At 61.4% G+C, this 18,356-nt stretch carries 17 protein-coding genes; 4 read left to right on the top strand and 13 right to left on the bottom strand.

Annotated features, from left to right (window positions below):
* Positions 1-159: 159 nt before the first annotated feature.
* On the bottom strand, positions 160-930 hold the full coding sequence (locus tag EGO55_RS02970; protein ID WP_021691043.1) for an energy transducer TonB: 771 nt from the start codon (positions 928-930) through the stop codon (positions 160-162).
* A 361-nt stretch (positions 931-1,291) separates the two neighbouring features.
* Here EGO55_RS02970 and EGO55_RS02975 point away from each other — a divergent pair, with 361 nt between their 5' ends.
* Both EGO55_RS02975 and EGO55_RS02980 read left to right on the top strand, forming a co-directional pair.
* On the top strand, positions 1,292-3,505 hold the full coding sequence (locus tag EGO55_RS02975; RefSeq protein WP_021691044.1) for a catecholate siderophore receptor Fiu: 2,214 nt from the start codon (positions 1,292-1,294) through the stop codon (positions 3,503-3,505).
* Between the two features lie 72 nt (positions 3,506-3,577).
* Positions 3,578-4,255 (top strand): Fe2+-dependent dioxygenase, encoded by a 678-nt coding sequence (locus EGO55_RS02980; protein ID WP_021691045.1) that lies wholly within the window; start codon positions 3,578-3,580, stop codon positions 4,253-4,255.
* Positions 4,256-4,311: 56 nt separating this feature from the next.
* On the opposite strand, the gene EGO55_RS02985 is transcribed toward EGO55_RS02980, so the two are convergent.
* The 4 genes from EGO55_RS02985 to EGO55_RS03000 all read right to left on the bottom strand — a co-directional run bounded on the left by EGO55_RS02985 (position 4,312) and on the right by EGO55_RS03000 (position 7,993).
* On the bottom strand, positions 4,312-6,312 hold the full coding sequence (locus EGO55_RS02985) for a TonB-dependent receptor family protein (protein ID WP_021691046.1): 2,001 nt from the start codon (positions 6,310-6,312) through the stop codon (positions 4,312-4,314).
* Positions 6,313-6,348: 36 nt separating this feature from the next.
* Positions 6,349-6,984 carry an SCO family protein gene (locus tag EGO55_RS02990; protein ID WP_021691047.1) on the bottom strand — a complete coding sequence of 212 codons (636 nt, stop codon included), beginning with the start codon at positions 6,982-6,984 and terminating at the stop codon, positions 6,349-6,351.
* Positions 6,977-7,477 carry a copper chaperone PCu(A)C gene (locus EGO55_RS02995; RefSeq protein ID WP_021691048.1) on the bottom strand — a complete coding sequence of 167 codons (501 nt, stop codon included), beginning with the start codon at positions 7,475-7,477 and terminating at the stop codon, positions 6,977-6,979. Before EGO55_RS02995 ends, EGO55_RS02990 begins: the two co-directional genes overlap by 8 nt.
* 72 nt (positions 7,478-7,549) lie before the next feature.
* Entirely contained in the window at positions 7,550-7,993 is a 444-nt protein-coding gene (locus EGO55_RS03000; RefSeq protein ID WP_021691049.1) for a DUF2946 family protein, read from the bottom strand.
* A 166-nt stretch (positions 7,994-8,159) separates the two neighbouring features.
* Here EGO55_RS03000 and EGO55_RS03005 point away from each other — a divergent pair, with 166 nt between their 5' ends.
* Both EGO55_RS03005 and EGO55_RS03010 read left to right on the top strand, forming a co-directional pair.
* Complete coding sequence (locus EGO55_RS03005) at positions 8,160-9,359, top strand: cytochrome P450 (RefSeq protein ID WP_021691050.1); 1,200 nt, start codon at positions 8,160-8,162, stop codon at positions 9,357-9,359.
* 8 nt (positions 9,360-9,367) lie between these two features.
* The gene (locus EGO55_RS03010; protein WP_021691051.1) at positions 9,368-10,603 is read left to right on the top strand and encodes a cytochrome P450; all 1,236 of its coding nucleotides are present in this window, start codon (positions 9,368-9,370) and stop codon (positions 10,601-10,603) included.
* Here EGO55_RS03010 and EGO55_RS03015 read toward each other — a convergent pair.
* The 8 genes from EGO55_RS03015 to EGO55_RS03050 form a co-directional block, all read right to left on the bottom strand.
* Entirely contained in the window at positions 10,596-11,366 is a 771-nt protein-coding gene (locus tag EGO55_RS03015; RefSeq protein WP_021691052.1) for an SDR family NAD(P)-dependent oxidoreductase, read from the bottom strand. The genes EGO55_RS03010 and EGO55_RS03015 overlap by 8 nt on opposite strands.
* Positions 11,360-11,971: a Rossmann-fold NAD(P)-binding domain-containing protein gene (locus tag EGO55_RS03020; RefSeq protein WP_021691053.1), complete on the bottom strand. Its 612-nt coding sequence runs from the start codon at positions 11,969-11,971 to the stop codon at positions 11,360-11,362. The genes EGO55_RS03015 and EGO55_RS03020 overlap by 7 nt, the downstream gene beginning before the upstream one ends.
* Positions 11,972-11,984: 13 nt before the next feature.
* Positions 11,985-12,854: a VOC family protein gene (locus EGO55_RS03025; RefSeq protein ID WP_040716575.1), complete on the bottom strand. Its 870-nt coding sequence runs from the start codon at positions 12,852-12,854 to the stop codon at positions 11,985-11,987.
* A gap of 167 nt (positions 12,855-13,021) precedes the next feature.
* Positions 13,022-14,395 carry an MFS transporter gene (locus EGO55_RS03030; RefSeq protein ID WP_021691055.1) on the bottom strand — a complete coding sequence of 458 codons (1,374 nt, stop codon included), beginning with the start codon at positions 14,393-14,395 and terminating at the stop codon, positions 13,022-13,024.
* A 49-nt stretch (positions 14,396-14,444) separates the two neighbouring features.
* Positions 14,445-15,311, bottom strand: a complete 867-nt coding sequence (locus EGO55_RS03035) for an SDR family NAD(P)-dependent oxidoreductase (protein ID WP_021691056.1) — start codon at positions 15,309-15,311, stop codon at positions 14,445-14,447.
* Positions 15,311-16,117 carry an acetoacetate decarboxylase family protein gene (locus EGO55_RS03040; RefSeq protein ID WP_021691057.1) on the bottom strand — a complete coding sequence of 269 codons (807 nt, stop codon included), beginning with the start codon at positions 16,115-16,117 and terminating at the stop codon, positions 15,311-15,313. Before EGO55_RS03040 ends, EGO55_RS03035 begins: the two co-directional genes overlap by 1 nt.
* 83 nt (positions 16,118-16,200) lie before the next feature.
* Complete coding sequence (locus tag EGO55_RS03045) at positions 16,201-17,205, bottom strand: Rieske 2Fe-2S domain-containing protein (RefSeq protein WP_021691058.1); 1,005 nt, start codon at positions 17,203-17,205, stop codon at positions 16,201-16,203.
* A gap of 131 nt (positions 17,206-17,336) precedes the next feature.
* On the bottom strand, positions 17,337-18,266 hold the full coding sequence (locus EGO55_RS03050; RefSeq protein WP_040716746.1) for a LysR family transcriptional regulator: 930 nt from the start codon (positions 18,264-18,266) through the stop codon (positions 17,337-17,339).
* Positions 18,267-18,356: the final 90 nt, after the last annotated feature.

Genomic DNA, 18,356 nt, shown 5'->3' on the forward strand with positions numbered 1-18,356 from the left:
CGACGGGTCCGCGAACAGCGGCGTTGGCGGGTGCGGGCGGGCACCGGGCAAGCTGGATGGGCTGCCGAACGGGGGCGGAGAGAATAGCCATCTGCTGAACAGGGCATTTCAGGCAGCGCGGAGGGCGCCAGACGGATCACGCGCGCCTTGGGGAGAACCTCAATCCGCCAAAACGAAGGGAATTTCGAACACACCCTTCACCATGGCTGGCTTGCCATCCTGAACGTAAGGGGCCCATCGCCATTTGCGCACGGCCGACAAGGCGGCCTGATCCAGCCGTTCGAACCCGCTGCTGCGCGCCACAGAAATGGTCGCCACACGCCCATCCAGGCCGAGCGTTAGCGCAAGCAGCACTGTACCCTGTTCCCGTTTCCGGCGGCTTTCCGTTGGGTAACGGGGCGGAGCGCCTGACAGCAAGCGCACTGACAAATCGGAAACCTGCACCACACTTGGCGGTGCAGGCGCCGCAACAGCAGCCGGTGCGACGGGCGCGGGAGCTGGCGCAGCCAGCAGCGTGGGCGGCTGGGGCGTTGGATCAGGCGTTGTCGCCACTGTCGGCTTTTGCACGAGCATGATTGGCGTAACGGGCGCCACCACGGCGGGGCGCGACTGCGGCGGCGTATCGGGTGATGGCGGCGGAGGCGGAGGCGTCAGATTGACCACGGTGAGCCGTTGCTCCCGCTTTTCGGCTGGCGCATCCGCACGAATATAGAGCACGCCAGCCAATGCTATCGCGTGCAGCGCCGCAGTTACGACAATCGCCGACAGGTTGACGCTGCGCCCCTCGCCATAACGGCCGCTGGCGGCCCTGTTGCCTACAACCCCGGACGCGATTGGACGCGCATCGGCCAACTCGCCCGCAACAGCAAGGCGTGCCGCAGGAACCGGCATGATCGCGTCATCACTTTGAATGTCTGCGCCGTCGAACATGGATCGTACTTCCTCAATGGAATTCGCGTTAGACACAAATTAATGCGAGTCAATCGCAAATATCATTGCGCTAACGCAAATTGCACGCATTTAACTGAAAAGCCGGCGTTTCATCGCGCGCAACGTCCCGAACAGCCTGCATCGATCGAAGAATCGAGGCGCGCTGCTTCACCGGATTACGGACCTGCGTGAACACCGAACACAGAGGAGGCTGATTCCACCCCTCCCTGCATCATTTTCCCAGCTTATGGCAATTTTACGAAAACAGGGACTTGCCTTTATTGCGAATCATGATCATTAGCGTCCAAGCTCAATTGCGAAGCGTTCGCATATAAACGTACAGCACTATCAGGGGGTCACCATGACACACAAAAAAGCCGTACCATCTTTCCTCGCTCTGACCTGCTTCGGGGTCATGGCTTCGCCCGCACTGGCGCAGGATTCAGCGCAAGACGCGAACCAGCGCAGCCTAGGCAGCGTGACCGTGACGGACACGGCAATTGAGGAAGGGTTCAAGGCGGATCAGGCATCGTCCCCCAAATACACCCAGCCATTGCAAGACACCCCGCAGACCATTCAGGTGATCACGAAGGACCTGTTTTTGCAGCAGGGCGCCACGACCCTTGCCGAAGCGCTGCGTAACAGCCCGGGCGTCGGCACGTTCTATGCCGGTGAAAACGGAAACACCGCCACTGGCGATACGATCTATATGCGCGGTTTCGACAGTTCGAGCAGCATCTTTGTCGATGGCGTGCGCGATATGGGCTCGATCTCCCGCGATGTGTTCAATACCGAAGCTGTAGAAGTTCTGAAGGGCCCGGCCGGTACCGACGTGGGCCGCACTTCCCCGACCGGCGCTATCAACATGGTCAGCAAACGCGCCAAACTGGACAACAGCGTGTCCGGATCAACCACGATCGGCACCGACAACCAGAAGCGCGCCACGGCGGATATCAATCAGACCATCGGCGCCAATGCCGCGTTCCGCCTCAACGCGCTGTGGGATGACAGCGACGTTCCGGGCCGCGACCACGTGAAGAACAAGCGTATCGGCATTGCCCCATCGATCGGCATCGGCATCGACACGCCGACCCGCGCATACCTGAATCTGCTCTATGTCGACCAGGACAACATTCCGGATGGTTTCGTCCCGACCATCGGCCTCAAGACATGGTCACCGCAAGTCAATCAGAGCAAGCTCATCGGTCAACCGGTTGATTCAACCAATTTCTATGGCTCGCGTAGCGATCATGACGATGTCACCGCCAAGATGGCGACGCTGATCCTCGAACACGATTTTTCGGACAAGGTGAAGCTGACCAACATCACGCGTTGGGGCCAGACGAAGCAGGATTATCTGCTGACCGCGTTTATGACCACGGGGGCCAATACCGCCTATACCAACGTCAACGACCTTTCGACCTACACCATCGCACGCAGCACGCCGACAGTGAAGGACGTCAAGAACCAGGTCCTGACCAACCAGCTTAACCTGCGAGCGGATTTCGCCACAGGCGCGGTTGAACACAGCCTCAGCGCAGGCATCGAACTGACTCAGGAAAAGTACAAGTCCTATGGCGTAACGGCCACAAACAACCTGACCAGGGCCAATCTCTACAATCCCGACTGGAACACGGCCGGCAGCTATACTGTGGTTCGCAACGGGTTGGACACGACCGGCCAGACCGATACCCAGGCGTTCTACATCTTTGACACCGCGAAGTTTTTCGACGGCAGCCTGCTGATCACCGGCGGTATCCGCGTGGACAATTACCAGACCAAGTATCGCTCCCCCACGCTCAAGCTGAAGGACAAGGGTACGCTGTTCAACTGGAAGCTGGGCGCGGTCTACAAGCCGGTCGAACCGGTCAGCCTCTATGTGAACTACGCCGTTTCGCAGCAGCCCCCGGGTGGCGCGAACTTCACGCTCAGCAGCGCCCTCAACAACGCCGCCAACCCCAACATGGACCCGCAAAAGGCCAAAACTTTCGAGGCCGGGATCAAGTGGAGCGCGCTGGGTGATGCCCTGTCATTGAACGCCGCAGTGTTCCAGACCACCGTCTATAACGAAATCAACAGCCAGATTCTGGACGATGCAGGCAATCCAACCCAGACCGGCAAGAAACGGGTGCGCGGGATCGAACTCAGCGCGGTTGGCCAGATCACCGATGCCTGGTCGATTTCGGGCGGTTACAGCTACCTCGACACCAAGGTTACCGAAGGCCCCAACGTTGCCGCCAATGGGTCAAACGAATTGACCTACACCCCTGACAACGCGTTCACTGTGTGGAGCAACTATCGCTTCCCGTTCGGGCTGGAACTGGCAGGTGGCGTTCGCCACACCGGTGGCCTGCGCAAGGGCACCGACGGTGCGGTGGGCACGCCGCAGTACACCAAGGGCTATACGGTGGTTGATCTGATGCTGGCCTATCAGGTCACGGACAACATCAAGCTGCGCGTCAACGCCAACAACCTGTTCGACAAGGAATACATCGCGTCGATCAACAAGAGCGGGTACCGCTACACGCCGGGAACGCCGCAAACATTTCTGTTCAGCGCGGACTTCAGCTTCTAACCATAGTCGGGCATTAAACGACGGCGGGAGGACAACCTCCCGCCGTTATTCTTTCAACCACTGGATATTGGTATGATCCTGCACATCCCGAATGTTCTCAGCGCCGATGAAGTTGTCGAATTCCGGCGCAGGCTGGACGGTGTCGACTGGGCGGACGGACGGGAAACGGTCGGCGCGCAGGGGGCCAAAGTAAAACGCAACGAACAGTTGCCGGATACCTCGGCGGTAAAGGAACAGCTTGGCAAGGCCGTGCTGGCCGCCCTGAAGCGCAGCCCGCTGTTTTTTGCAGGTGCCCTGCCCCGCAAAATTCTGCCACCCCGTTTCAATCGCTATGCCGGGGGCGGAGAATACGGCTTCCATGTCGATGGTGGCGTGATGAATCTGGACGAACGTGAATTTTTGCGATCGGACGTTTCGTGCACGCTGTTCCTCAACGATCCGGCTGAGTACGAAGGCGGCAGGCTGATTATTAGCGACACTTATGGCGAACATGCGGTCGCGCTGCCCGCCGGTGATGCCATCATCTATCCGTCCAGCAGCCTCCACAAAGTGGAACCCGTCACCCAGGGTGCGCGCATCGCATCATTTTTCTGGATTCAAAGCCTCGTGCGCGACGACAGCCAGCGCAGAATGCTGTTCGAACTGGACACATCGATACAGAAACTCACCGCCGATGGGGCGGATGAAGGCGCCGTGCTGCAGCTAACCTGCGTCTATCACAACCTCCTTCGCCTCTGGTCCGATACCTGATCGCGCAGAGGCGGAACAGCACAACACGGCCCCGCCCCTGTTCCGTCACCATTTCATCAAAAACGCGCGCGAATACCGCCAAACAGCGCCCGGCGTTCAACCGGATAATAGATCGCCGACACCGCAGTCGCTCGGATAACCGCGCTGATATCGCCGACCGCCTTCTTGCCCGTCAGATTACGCGCATCAAGAAACACATCCAGATTACGGGAAATCCTTGCCCCGGCCGTGGCGCCCAAAAGGGTATAGCCACCACTGCGCGTCGTATTGGCATAATCCGCCCACGCCCCTTGCGGCACCCATTCGATGTTGGGCGCGATGTGCAAATCATCCCCACCCAGCCGCACTTCCGCGCGATAGACATGCTTCGGGGCGACCGGCAGACGATTGCCACCAAATTCGCGATCGTTGCGGAAACGGAAATCGCTGTACTGATAGACCTGTCGCACACGCAGCCAGGCGGCAAGATCAAGCGAAAGCGCCGCTTCGATGCCCTGATGCCGGGTCTTCCCCGCATTGAACGTCGATGCCGGAACATCCGGGCCAACCGTGTATTGCAGCATCTCACCCTTCAGGTCCGCGCGGTAAAAGGACACATCCCATTGCGCGATCCCCAGCGTTCCCCGCGTCCCGATCTCGGCCGTCCAGGCCCGCTGCGCCTTGACCGGCACGAATGCGCTTATTTGCGCCAGTTCCCCAAATCCGGGTAATTCGGCGGATCGGCTGTAATTCGCATAGATCTGAATCGTGTCCGTGGGTTCGTAAAGCACGCCGAACTTGGGCGACAACTCGCTGAAATCCGCCCGCGCCCGCACATCGCGCAGCCCGCCTACGGCACCATTGTAGCGTTCATGCTGATCGCGATAGCCATCGGCATAGATGGCGCCTGCAATCAGGCTCAGCCGGCTCAACGGTTTATACCGCACTTCGGCATAGAGATTGGCGGTGCGGGCCTTTTGGTCCGCGAGGAACGTCAGCGCGCCGCGTTTCCCGTTAACGTTGACGTAGCGACGGGAATCCACCGTGCCAAAACGGGCTTCACCCCCGACTGTAACCGCGAAAGGACCGCTGCCCCAATTGAGCCGCAGATAGGCCCCGCGATCCAACGATGACTGATCCACCACCTGAAAAATGGGATGATCCAGCGATTTGCGATTGAAAAACAATCCCAGATCGAGGTTGGCATCACCCAGGGCCACGCTGGTCCGGTTCTGGAAACGGAGCGACCGGATATTCCGGGCCTGATCGCCTGCGAAGTTGCCGACCCGGGGATTGCTCCTGGCCTGCGCCAGCGTCAGCGCGCCGGGCAGTTCCTGATTGATATCATTGAGGCTGGCATAGAACCGCGTCTTCACCGCATCGCTGATGCGGAAGCCGACATTGCCATGGAAACGCAGCGAATGACGGCGCGCATGATCGCGGTCGCCGTCCGATGTGTCTGCGCTGATCGCACCCCAGTAATCCATGGCACCGGACATGCCGCCATAGGAGGCGAGGCCGCGCCATGTATCGAAACTGCCTGCATCGCCACGCAGATAAAGCCCCTTTGCATCGGCACCGGTTGGCGTCACCCCGTTGATCGCGCCGCCCAGCGTGCCGGAACCGAACCGCAGGGCATTGGCCCCGCGATAGACCTCTAGATGATCGAAGAAGGCCGGTTCCAGTTCCTGGAAATCGCCGTTGTCATCGGCCAGATTGATCGGCACGCCGTCCTGCAACAAGGTCAGGCCGCGCATATGATAGCCGCGCGAAAGGCCCGAACCGCGCACAGAAAGGCGCACTTCCTGTCCATAGCGGGGCTGAAGGTAAACACCCGGCGAAAACGCCAGCGCATCGCGCAACGAGACGAGCGATTTGTCCGCGTAGTCTTCGTATCCGACGATGTCGGCGCCCCCGGGCGTGGCATTCACCTGCACCTCGGCCTCATCGATCACGGTCTTGCCATTTACGATGATGACATTGGCATTGGCGCGATCGGCGTCTTCCGCGCTCTCGGCATGGGCCGGCGCAGCGATGGCGACGATGGAGGCGGCAAGCGCCCATTGAGCGATATTCATGGTAATAACTCCCCGAATTCGGGATAAAACAGGCGATCAGGCGACAAGGCGGCGCAACTTGGCGAGCGCGGCATTCTCGTTTTCATGATGATCGAGGATGGATTGGAGACGGCCGTTGCGATCCATCAGGAACACCCCCGCCGTATGGTCGATGGTATAGTCGCCGCCTTCCAGCGGCACCTTCTGGTAAAAGGCGCGCCATCGCTTCACGATCTGGTCAATTTGCGCGGTGGTTCCGGTCAACCCGATAATCGGGGTATCAAACAGCGCGGTATAGTTGCCGATATCGGCGGGCGTATCATGGCCGGGATCGACGGAGACGAAGACGATGGCGAACTTCATGCCATCATCGCCCATGCGCTTGCGCAGTTGTGCCATGCGCGCCAGTGTAGTCGGGCAGACATCGGGGCACCGGGTAAATCCGAAGAACATCGCATAAGGTTTGCCCGCCAGATTCCGTTCGGTGAAACGGGCGCCATCGGGCGTGACCAGCGCGAACGGACCACCAACGCTGTCGGCATACTCTTTTGGCGTTCCATCCTGCGTACCGCGAATGGCAATGCCTGCCGCGACGACCGCCAGCAGCACCATAAACACCCACAGGAACAGCGACACCTTGCGCAAGCCGTGCTGTTCCGGTTGGGCGCCGCTTTCTGAAAGCGGTTCAGTCATGGCGATGCCCCCGGCTGCTTTCTCCCGCAGCGGCGGCGGCGGCGCCAATCGGGGCAACGGCCAGTTCAACCCGCACTTTCCCCGCGCGCTGGAAATGCAGAGTCACAGGAACACGGGAACCCTGCTTCAACGGCTGCTTCAATCCCAGCAACATGATGTGATAGCCGCCCGGTTTCAGTGCAACCGTCTGACCTGCAGGCACGGGCAAGCCATGCGGCAACGGGCGCATGCGCATCACACCGCCATCCATATTCACCGAATGGATCTGCACATCCTTGGCGGCAGGACTGGTGCCCGACAGCAAACGGTCGGCCTGAGCGCCCTTGTTGGTCACGGTCATGAAACCGCCCCCAGCCGATTGGCCGGGCGCCGTTTCCCGCGCCCAGGGATGGCCGATAACCAGATCGCCCGCGGTATAGCTATGGGCCGCCAACGACCCACCTGTAGCAAGGAACATGGCCGCAACAGCCGCCACAAGATGCTTGGAAAACATGATAATACTCCGGCAGGCCACGGCTGGCGCAAGGCGCGCCGCCATGACCAAAAGACAAGTCAGGTCAGATTGTCAGACCGTTGCCGGAGGGCCGCGCAATGGCGGACGGAGATAGAAAATGTTCCGGAACGGCAATTGCCGGACCGGGGCCACGCCCAGCGCCAGAATAAACGCCAGCGCCAAGGCCAGCAGCGGGGCGGATGCACCGCCCATCGTCGCCATAGACAGCGAGGAATAGGCGCAATCGGGATTCGCCTTGCCCTGCTGTTTGTCGCTGCCCTGCATGGCTTTGCCATTAGCACCATGCCCGTCAACCGGGACGGCAACCTGCGTGGTCATTGCCCCGCCGCCATCGGCATTACACAAGGCAAGCGTCAGAATTTGCGAAGAATCCACCCCAGTGGCGCTGGAGATCATATACCCCGCAGGCAGGATTGCCCGCATGCACAGGGCCAGCGCGACCGCCAGAATGGCAGCCTGCCAGTGACCCCGAACAATGGCGCGCAAGGCATGCATGGAACGGCCCCATAGCCCGCGCATCCCCGTTTGTCAGCCCGTCGACGGGAAAATCCTTGCCGGTCTGCAAAAGTCGGCATGATCGGCCCATTGCCAGCCGCTGAAATTGGCCGCACACTCCCCCGATATAAGAACAAACGGCGAGTATGCCGGATGGGAGACCGGGGTGAGCGCAGCATTCCATTTCGATCCTTTTGCAGCGGAATTTTTCGAGGACCCGTTCCCCGCCTTTCAGGTGATGCGGCGCGATCATCCGGTCTATCGCCGCGAAATCCCCAACCACCGGGTATGGCCGCATTACTGGATGCTCAGCCGGGCAGCCGATGTCGACGCCGCACTGAAAGACTGGCGGCGTTTCTCTTCCGCGCAAGGCACGCTGATCGACACGGACATCACACTGATCCCGCCCAACATGTTCAATATGGACCCCCCGCGCCACGATGAACTGCGCACTATCCTTGCCCGCGTGCTGACCCCGCGGCGCGTCGCCGATCTCGAACCGGAAATCGCCCGTGCGGCGCGCGCCATTCTGGCCAGTCACCTGCCGACCGGTCAGTTGGATGCCACCCGGGATTATGCCCAGCTGATTCCCACACTGACCATGTGTTCCCTGCTGGACCTGCCCGTTTCGGATCGCGAACTGTTCCTGCGGTGGAACCTTGAAACGATGGCTGGCGCCGATTTCACCAGCCCCGAGGCATTGCGCGCCTATGGCGAAATGGACGCATACTGGAAGGGCATCGTTGCCGAACGGCGCAAACACAAGGGCAGCGACCTGATCTCTCAGATTCTGCATCACGACCGGGCCGGTCTTGAACTCGCGGATGAAGAGATCGCGGGCTTCTGTTCGTTGCTGCACGATGCCTCGCAGAACACGACCATGAACATGATCGCCAATGCCGTGATCGCACTGGGGCGCAACCCGGACCAGCGGCGCAAGCTGACGGACGATCCCACGCTCTGGCCTGCCGCGATTGAGGAACTGATGCGTTTCGTCTCCCCGGTGCAAGGCCTCGCGCGGGCGACGACATGCGATGTCACGTTGCACGGGGTGACCATTCCCGCCGGGGATCAGGTGCTGATCCTCTATGGTTCGGCCAACCACGACGAGACCGTGTTTGAAAATCCCGAACGCCTCGACTTCGATCGCCCGCGCGTAAAAACGCACTGGGGGTTCGGCCAGGGCATCCACACCTGCCTGGGCGCGGCCGTGGCCCGTCTTGAGATACGCGTGGCGCTGCAGGTGCTGCTGGACGCCGTGCCGGACTACACCGTGGTGGAAAGCGGGATTATCCGCAACCAGCTCGTCCCGACACGCGGCCTAGCCGCCACCCCGATCACTTTTGCCCCGATCACTTTTGCCTGAGCCCGCATATGCGCAATCCCCCCATCGATCAGGAATTTGCCTTCGATCCGCAAGACCCCTCGAAATCCAAGGATTTCGCGCTGATGGATCGTATCCGCGCCACCCGGCCGGTCTGCCGCCCTGCGGACCATCTCGTCCTGACCACCCGCTGGCAGGACACCCGCGACGGCTTTCGCGATATCGTGCGCTTTTCCTCTGTCGGCGACATGCGGGCGCCGGGTGTCACCGTGCCGATCGAGGAAAGCTTCCTTGGCGAACTCGACGCCCCACTGCATCCCCGCATCCGGCGCGTGTTGATGCGCGCGTTCACGCTGAAAGGCGGTCTGGCGGCGGAAGAATGGACGCGGGCCTGTGTTCGCCGCCGTCTCGATGCCTACGCCCACAACGGTGGGGGCGATCTGATGCAGGCGCTTGCCATCCCGCTGCCCGGCTCGGTTTCGGCCCACGTGCTGGGCATTCCCGACGCATTGCACGATCAGGTCATGGCATGGTGCGATGCATTGCTGCACAGCACCTGGCCATCCCACGGCAAGACCGAACGGGGCGAAGGGATTGCCGGGGCCTTTCCAGAACTCGCCGCCACGCTGGACGAATTGATCGCAGACCGCGCCGCCAATGAGGCAGCCGCCCCGGATGATCGGCCCGATGACCTGATCGCCACCATGGTCCACACCCGTGACGAGGAAGGCTGGCAGATCGGCGCCCATCATATCCGCACGCTGATCGTCAACATTCTCGCCGGGTCGCTGTCGGCCAGTTACATGCTGGGCAACATCGCCTATCGCTTCGTCCGCGACACCGCATTTCAGCAGGTGCTGCGCGATCAGCCCGATCTGATCCCGGCAGCGGTGGAAGAATCCCTGCGTTATGAAGCGCCGGTGGCTTTCCTGTTCCGTACGGCGCGGGACGACGGTGAAATCGGCGGGTGCCCGGTGCACAAGGGCGAACATCTCATGCTGGGCATCGCCGCCGCCAATCGCGATCCGGCGCAATATCCCGATGCCGGCACATTTCGGCTCGACCGCGATAATACCGACAGCCATCTGTCGTTCGGCTTCGGCGCGCATCTCTGCGTCGGCAATCACCTGACCAGGATGATCGGGCGGGTGGTGCTGGAAGAAATGATTGCGCTGTTCCCGCAGGGTAGCCTGTCGTTCGCCCCGGGGTTCGCATGGCAATGCGTGGCGCACCCGCTGGAATACGGCCCGGAAACGCTCGACCTCAAGGTAAAGACGATCAGGTAACCGGGCAGCTTCCGCCGTCCACCATCAGCGTGTGTCCGTTGACATAGGCGCTGTCCCGCGACAGCAGGAACCGTGCCGCGCGCCCGATATCTTCCATCGGATCGCCCAGCCTGCCCTGCGGATTGCGCCCCATGACGCGGGCCTTCATCGTCTCATCCGCAGCAAACGCCTTGACCAGCGCAGGGGTCGTCGCCAGCGGGGCGATGCAGTTGACCCGCATACCTTGCGGCCCCCATTCCCGTGCCAGTGCGCGGGCGAACCCACGCTGGGCTGCTTTGACCCCGGCATAGACCGGCAGGCGGGCCTTACCTTCGAACCCAGCCTCGGATGTGAGCAGCAGCAATGCCCCGCCCGTGTGTTTGAGATGGGGATAGGCATAGCGGGCCAACAGATAACTGCCCCGCAGGGACACGGCGATCTGATGCCGCATCTCGCCCATCGTATATGCGGCCAGCGGCGCATGTTTGGCGGCGGACTGGTCGCTCGTCGCATTATGGACGGCCCCGTCCAAACGGCCTTCCTGCGCCACCACTGTCGCAATGGCATCCCGCACCGATGCGTCATCGGCCACATCGCAGGCAACGAAACGCCCCTGCCCACCAAGGGCAGTCACCTCCTGCGCGACACGTTCCCCCTCCGCCGCGCGGCGTGCCGCGATCCACACGGTCCAGCCCGCCTCGCCGCAGGCCAGCGCAATACCACGGCCAACCCCGCCGCTGGCGCCAGTGACAATCACGCTATGGCGTTCTGACGCGGTCACCATGACCGTCCCCTATCGGCAGGCAGGCAACGCCCGCTCAACCATGCCGCATCGTCGGACAGCAGCAAACGCACGGCGCCCAGGACATCTCCGTCCAAGGTTCCCGGGAACCCGGCCAATGGCGGATCGGGGGCAATCGGCGGCCCATTCAGCACCCGGCATGGCGTGGTCACCGTATTGACCCGAACCCCCCGTTTGCCTTCCGACAGAGCCAGCGAGCGGGCCAGCGTCTCCACCGCTTCGGCAATCCCGGATTCCGCAGCCAGCCCTGCCGAATCGAGCGGCGGTGGACTGTCGACCACGGCTACGATCGCCCCGCCGTCCGCGCAGCACAAGGCCGCCGCACCCAAGGCCATCATCCAATGGAGCAGCGGATCTTCGCCCCGTGCGCCCCATTCTCCCGTTGGCAATGCCATGACCGCGCAAGGCGATCGCACTTCGGGAAACAGCGCGACAACGATCTCTGTTTCAAGACGGCGCGCACCCAGATCACGCCGCCACTCTTCCCATGCCCGATCATCGCCATCGTCGGGCACGGCGACCAGCGTCGCACCCAGCCCCGTCGCAATGCGCCGTGTCGCATCGCAATCCGATCCGATAACGATCATCGGGCGCGTACCATCAGTCGTTTACCGGACGCATCAGTTCGATCCGCACCCCATCGGGGTCTGCGCCGTGCTGCAGTTCGATATAGGACATGCGCACGTGGGCCTCTTCCACGAAATAGCCGCCCAATCCCGACAGTATGGGGATCGTCGCCTCGATCTCGTCATCCCAGAACGCGATATGCGTCAACCCGATCCGGTTGAGCGGCTGCCGTTCCCGCGTACCGAAACATTCGGGTTCGAAGACCTTGAGCAGTTCCAGCGTATTGCCCTCCGCATCCCGGATCATCTGCGCGCGCAGGCGGATGCCCGGCACCTCGTTAATAGTGTCGAGGAAATCCACCGCCTCATCAAACACGTAATTTTCAGCGGGCCGGAAACCGAGCGCCGCATAATAGGCCAGCGATGCATCGATATCGGGGACGCAGATCCCGCTGTGCGAGAACCGGCCCGCCACGCCGGGCTGATGCATCAGTTCGATACGGGTGCCATCGGGGTCGGTGCAATAGAGCAAGGTGACGCCCGTTTCCGCGTTGTGCGCGCGCGTTTCTTCCACCACATGTCCACCGGCATCGCGGATTTTTTGCGCGTGGGCATCGATGTCATCGACATAGAACGACAGATGCACCAGCCCGTATTGCAGGGTCGAACGCCGCTCGCGCGATCCACTGGCAGTCGGGTGGAGGAAATGCAGCAATTCCAGCCGGGGGCCGCTGGGATGCTGCAGCATCTTCGCGCGGAGCCGGACGCCGGGCAGTTCCATGGTCTTTTCCATGTCCGGGCCTTCGAGGATTCCGTAATCCTCGGCATCCTCGTATCCCAGAGCCTCCTTGTAAAAACGCTCGGCAATAGCAAAGTCGCTAACACAAACCCCGCGGTGGGACATTCGGATCACTGGATGGTTTCCTTCTCGTGGTCGTAGGAAACCGGTCTAGACCGATCCATGCCCACCACACAATGTGACGAACCGGCCATTTCGCACTGGTCCTGCCTTCATCCCGCCTGGCGCCAGGTGCCAGAGGAACAAAGGCAGGGACCAGGCCCCCATGTCTTTTACGACGTGGAAACGGCTGTTCTTTCGTCGCGCATCCGGGCGAGAGCGGAACGGTAGGCTGGCAAACCCATGACAATGATCGTGACAATCACCGGCAACAGGATCGCCCCCGCCAGCGCGATGGAATAACGGATCGCGTTTTCATCCCCGAAACCGAAATCGGTAATCGCCGCGATGAAGCTTGCCCCCACCCCCAGTCCCACCAGATTGACCATCAGCAGCGTCAGCGCCATCACCTGCCCACGCAGGCGGTTCGGCGTGACATCCTGAATGGCGGCGATCATCACCCCCTGCGCGCCCTGCCCGATCAGGGTGCCAATCCCCATGCACAGCAGCGCCAGCGTTGCCGTGGGCATTAATGGCCCGACAATCAGCGGCGCGGCTTTCAGCACGGTTGTGGCCAGCACAATGCGCATATTGGCATCCGCCTGCCCTTTGCGCATCAGCCGTCCCGACACCCAGCCGCCACCGATCGTGCCAATGGTGCCGCACACCAGCATGAGCAGCCCGTAATAGAGCCCCGCCTGTGCAATCGGCATGTGATAAGTGCGGACAAGGAACGTCGGGTACCACAGGGTCACGCCGATCGAGAGCATACCGATCAGTGAGATGGAACTGATCAGCACCCCGTAAACGCGCCAGTGTTCGCGCAGATAGGCGAGCGTTTGGGATATCGCCGGTATTTCCCCCTGATCGCTGGCGGCCAGTTCACGCCGTTCCGGTTCGCGAATGGTCATCAACAGAAGCGCAACGAAAACTCCCGGCAGGCCAACCACCACGAACACCATCTGCCAGGGCGATAAGGCGCCAAGCACGGGTAGCACCGCACCGCCCATCTCGGTAAAATGGGTCAGCAGTGCCCCACCGATCACCAGCGCCAGCCCGCCACCGATTGGGTACCCGATAGCATAGCAACTGATTGCCAGCGCCCGTCGCCGGGATTCAAAATAATCGGAAATCAGCGAATAGGCCGTCGGGCTCAGCGTGGCTTCGCCGATGCCCACGCCGATACGCGCGGCGAACAGTTGCCCGAAACTGCGCGCGGTGCCGCAGGCCACGGTCATCGCCGACCAGAACAACACCCCCAGCACGATGATGCCGCCCCGCCGACGCGTGGAATCGACCAGCCGTCCGATGGGGATCGCGGCAACGCTGTACAACATGGCAAAGGCGAACCCCTGCAACAGGCTGATTTCAAAATCGCTCAGTCCGAGATCCTGCTTGATCGGAATGACCAGCAAGGTCAGCACCCGCGCGTCGATCGCGCTGAAGCTGTAGGCGATGAACAACACCGCAACGACATACCAGCGATAGAGCGATCCCGGTTCGCTGCGTTCCGCTACCTGTTGATCGTCCATCGCCGTACTTGCCATATGCTATTCCGCTCCCTCTCGTTCTGTCCGCATCCTCGCCTGCGCGTGGCTACCAGGCCGATACCGGATTGCTCCGATCCAGAATGCTGGCCGTGCGTTCCCTGACTTTCTCGTCATTGTCCGCGCTTTCGGGCAGCAGCCAGAACTTGCCTGCGCGAATGCCGGCAAGGGCAAAGTCGGCCACTTCGTGCGGTTCGGTCAGTGCCATTTTGAGGCCTGTCGTGCGCACGAGATCTTCCATCGTTTCGTAAGCGGGTTTGTTGTCGTCCCCCGCCCCGTAATCGTCCGGCCGGTTGCGCTTGGACGCCAGGATCGAGGTGTTCACCACGTGCGGTCCCGGAAACAGCACCGCCGCGCGCAAACGATCGCCTTCCCGCAGGAACTGCTGGTGCAGGACTTCGCTGATGCTGGTGACTGCAGCTTTCGAAGCGGCGTAGATCGGGGTGTTCGGCAGCGAACGAAGCCCGCCGTTGCCTGACGAGGTGTTGATCACCACGCCCGGTTCCCCCGATTCCAGCATGCGCGGAACAAAGGCCTGAATGCCGTAGACAACGCCGAACACGTTGACATCGAAGCCCCAGTGCCAGTCATTCGCTGGCAACGACCAGATCGGCCGCTGCGCTTCGCCAAGGCCGACACCGGCATTGTTGAACAGCAGATGTGTGGCGCCGAACCGGTCCCACACGGCATCGGCCAGCGCGGTCACGGATTCTGCCTTGGTGACATCGACCCGGATGCCGACAACTTCGCCGCCTGTTTCCGCAACGATTTCCGCAGCGGTGCTGTCCAGTCGTGCCTGGTCGATATCGGCCAGCACGACCCGCGCACCGTCGGTTGCAAGCCGGACGCCCAGCGCCCGGCCCACACCACTTGCCCCGCCGGTAATGACGGCAACGCGATCCCTGAAATCCTGCATCAGGCCGCCTTCGCCCCGGCCAGAGCAACATCGATGCCCGGATTGGCCGGAACGTCGTTACGCTGGACCCAGAACGGTGCGATATAATCCGCCGGGACCGTACGCAGCAGTTGCCCGCTCGTATTGGTGGCGCCTTCGACATATTCCATGCTGACGATCCGGCGGATCGGCACATCGACAAGCGGATCGTACGCCGATTCATGGAAACGGATTTCACCGTCGAAGGCCTGCCGCAGATTGTAGTTCCGCTTCCAGTTGAGCCGGGTCAGATAGACATCGCCATCGAATTCACCCGGTGTGGTGATCGAAGGCAGGCCTTTGTAACAATAGAAATATTCTTCGAACGGGGCAGGCGCGCCCTGATCCGCGCCAAGCGTGCCCTCAACCTCGAAATAAGTGATCCCGTGGCGGGTGCAGGTCGCGCGAACCCGATCGCCCTTCTTCTCAAATGTCGTTTCCGCGATCTTCTTCGGTTCCCCGAAACGTTCGCGCCCGCTGGTGACCACGGTTTCCCCTTCCATCGCCATGTGGAACACATAACCACCCGGGGTCCCTTCATAGTCGCACATGACGCCCAGCGTCAGCGCGCCGATCTCAACCGTTGTTTCCGGCGTCACATGCATGGCGACATGGGCGAACTGCAGGAATATTTCCGGCCGGGCGGCCGCAACGAGGGGGCGCGGCAGCAGCGCCTTCGCGATTTCAGGATCGGTTTCATACACCGCCCGAACCGTGCGCACCGTGTTATTCAAACCGGATGTCTGCGGGGCCTGAACCGGTCCCTGAACATAGCGTAGCCTTGCCATAGCTTCTCCTCCTTCAGGCAAAATTCCCCCGCCGTGCGAAGCTGTCTCCGCACGCCCGACAAATCCGGGAAGGGGTATTCATGTCACACCACGGCCATTTGCCGCGGCGTGTCACCATCAACGTAAAACTGTTCGAAATAGCGGCGGAAGCGCAGGATCGGCCCATCCCCGTCGCAAAGCAGCGGCCGCGCACGATGTATCTTGTGCGCCCAGATCGGAATGTCGCCTTCGACGCCGCTTTGCCCGCAGGTATTGGCGATCGCGGCCAGCGCGGCCTTGTGTTCGGGCGAACCTTCCCCGGTATCGGGATAAGTGAAGCAAAACCGCAGCTCGACCTGATCCGCCTCTACCGGGGTGGCGAGAACCATCAGCGACAGGGTGACCACCCCGCGCAATTGCGTGAATTTCTGCCCGGCACCATTCTGGATTGTCTGGACACTGGACGGAATGACTTTCTCCACCCCGTCGGGCATGCGCACCGTGCGCTGCCCCTGCGCTTCGCTGCGGCGGACATGGCCATCGTAAACCGTGGTCCCTTCCGGCACGGCTTCCATCTTGTGAACATATTCGAAATGCGCGAGATCGACCCCGTTTTCCGCGATTTCCTGCGGGTTGCTGGCGAACGACCATTCACGGCGGATCGGCGCGGCCCAACCTGCTTCGGTGAACGGCGCATGTTCGATAACATCGAACATCGGCGCAATCCGATCTGGATGGTACCACGCCCAGACCACGCCATTCTTTTCCGTCACCGGATAGGCACGCACCACGGGTTCGCGTTTGGTGATCGGGGGAATAGCCTTGGCATAGGGAATATCGACGCAGAAGCCATCGGGCCGGAAGGCCCAGCTATGGAACGGGCAGCGCAGATTGCCGCCTTCCACCCGGCCCCCATGGCCCATATGCGCGCCAAGATGCGGACAATAGGCATCCAGCAGGCCCGCTTCGCCCTCTTCCGTGCGGAACAGCACCTGATCGCGGCCGAAATAATGCACCGGGCGCACATCGCCTGCGGCCAGTTCATCGCTATAGGCCACGAAATACCAGCCAAAGGGAATCCCCATCGGAAACCGCTGCAGCATTGCCATTCTCTCTCCACCGCGGGCCGGTCAGTCAGCCGGTCCCGTCATTCTCCGACGTACGGGCAGAATACCCGGTAACACCCGCTACGGAAGCGCGCGCGGGAAGACGGACCGTGCGCCCTCATGCACAATCGCGGTCAGCGCAGGTGCGCCTCCAACGCGGTCAGGGCGGGCTTCATCCACGGGCGCAACTTGCCATGCTCGAAACTGATGGCGAGATGATCGATAAATGCGCGGGTTGCCGCCGGCATCATCCCCGGTGAAAACACCACCCACACTTCCTTGTCGCAAAACGCCCACTCCTGATTGAGCGCCACAAGACGGCCTTCCATCAGGTCTTCACGGATCACACTGATCGGAATCTGCGCGATACCCAGCCCGTGCCGCGCTGCCGATGCCAGCGCGATGCCACTGTTGCTTTTCCAGTTGCCCGAAACCTTGATCCGGCTGTTGGCGGCATCGTCATCCTGAAAGAAAAAGTGCCCGCCCAGATCGGTCAGACACTGATGCGCAGCCAGATCGCTGGAACTCTCCGGCCACCCATGCCGCGCCACATAGTCAGGCGATGCGCAAAGACAGTAGGAAAGATAGCCGAACAGCCGCGCCTTAAGGTTGGAATCGTTCAGTCGACCATAGCGGATGATGACATCGAACTGTTCCTGCACCAGTTCCGCCTCGCGCAGGTAGGCGACCACTTCCATCGAGATTTCGGGATGACGCGCACCAAATTCCGCCACGATGGCGGACATATAGGTCACGCCGAAGATATCGCTCAACCCCACCCGCAAGCGCCCGACCGGGCGTTCCTGAAACTGGGTTAGTTGCCGTTCCACGTCGACCAGCGAGGATCGCATTTCCTGACAGCGTTGGTGAAACAGATCGCCTGCCGCAGTCAACGAAAGCCTTCTGGTGGTGCGCAGCAACAACTGTGCGCCAACCCGCGTTTCCAGTTCGCTGACCATCTTGCTGACATAGGATTTGGACACCCCGAGCGCTTCTGCACCCGCAGTAAAGCTGCCGGTTTCGACAACCGCCAGAAACTCCTCGATCCCTCGCCAGGTGACCAAGCGCGCCTTCCCATGCAACGCCGTCTCAAATGCGGCGATGGCGGAAAAGCTAAACGGGTCCGATCCGGATTGGAACCCTGATTTATCCTT

It is taken from the genome of Caenibius tardaugens NBRC 16725, from assembly GCF_003860345.1.
In the GTDB taxonomy this organism is placed as follows: domain Bacteria; phylum Pseudomonadota; class Alphaproteobacteria; order Sphingomonadales; family Sphingomonadaceae; genus Caenibius; species Caenibius tardaugens.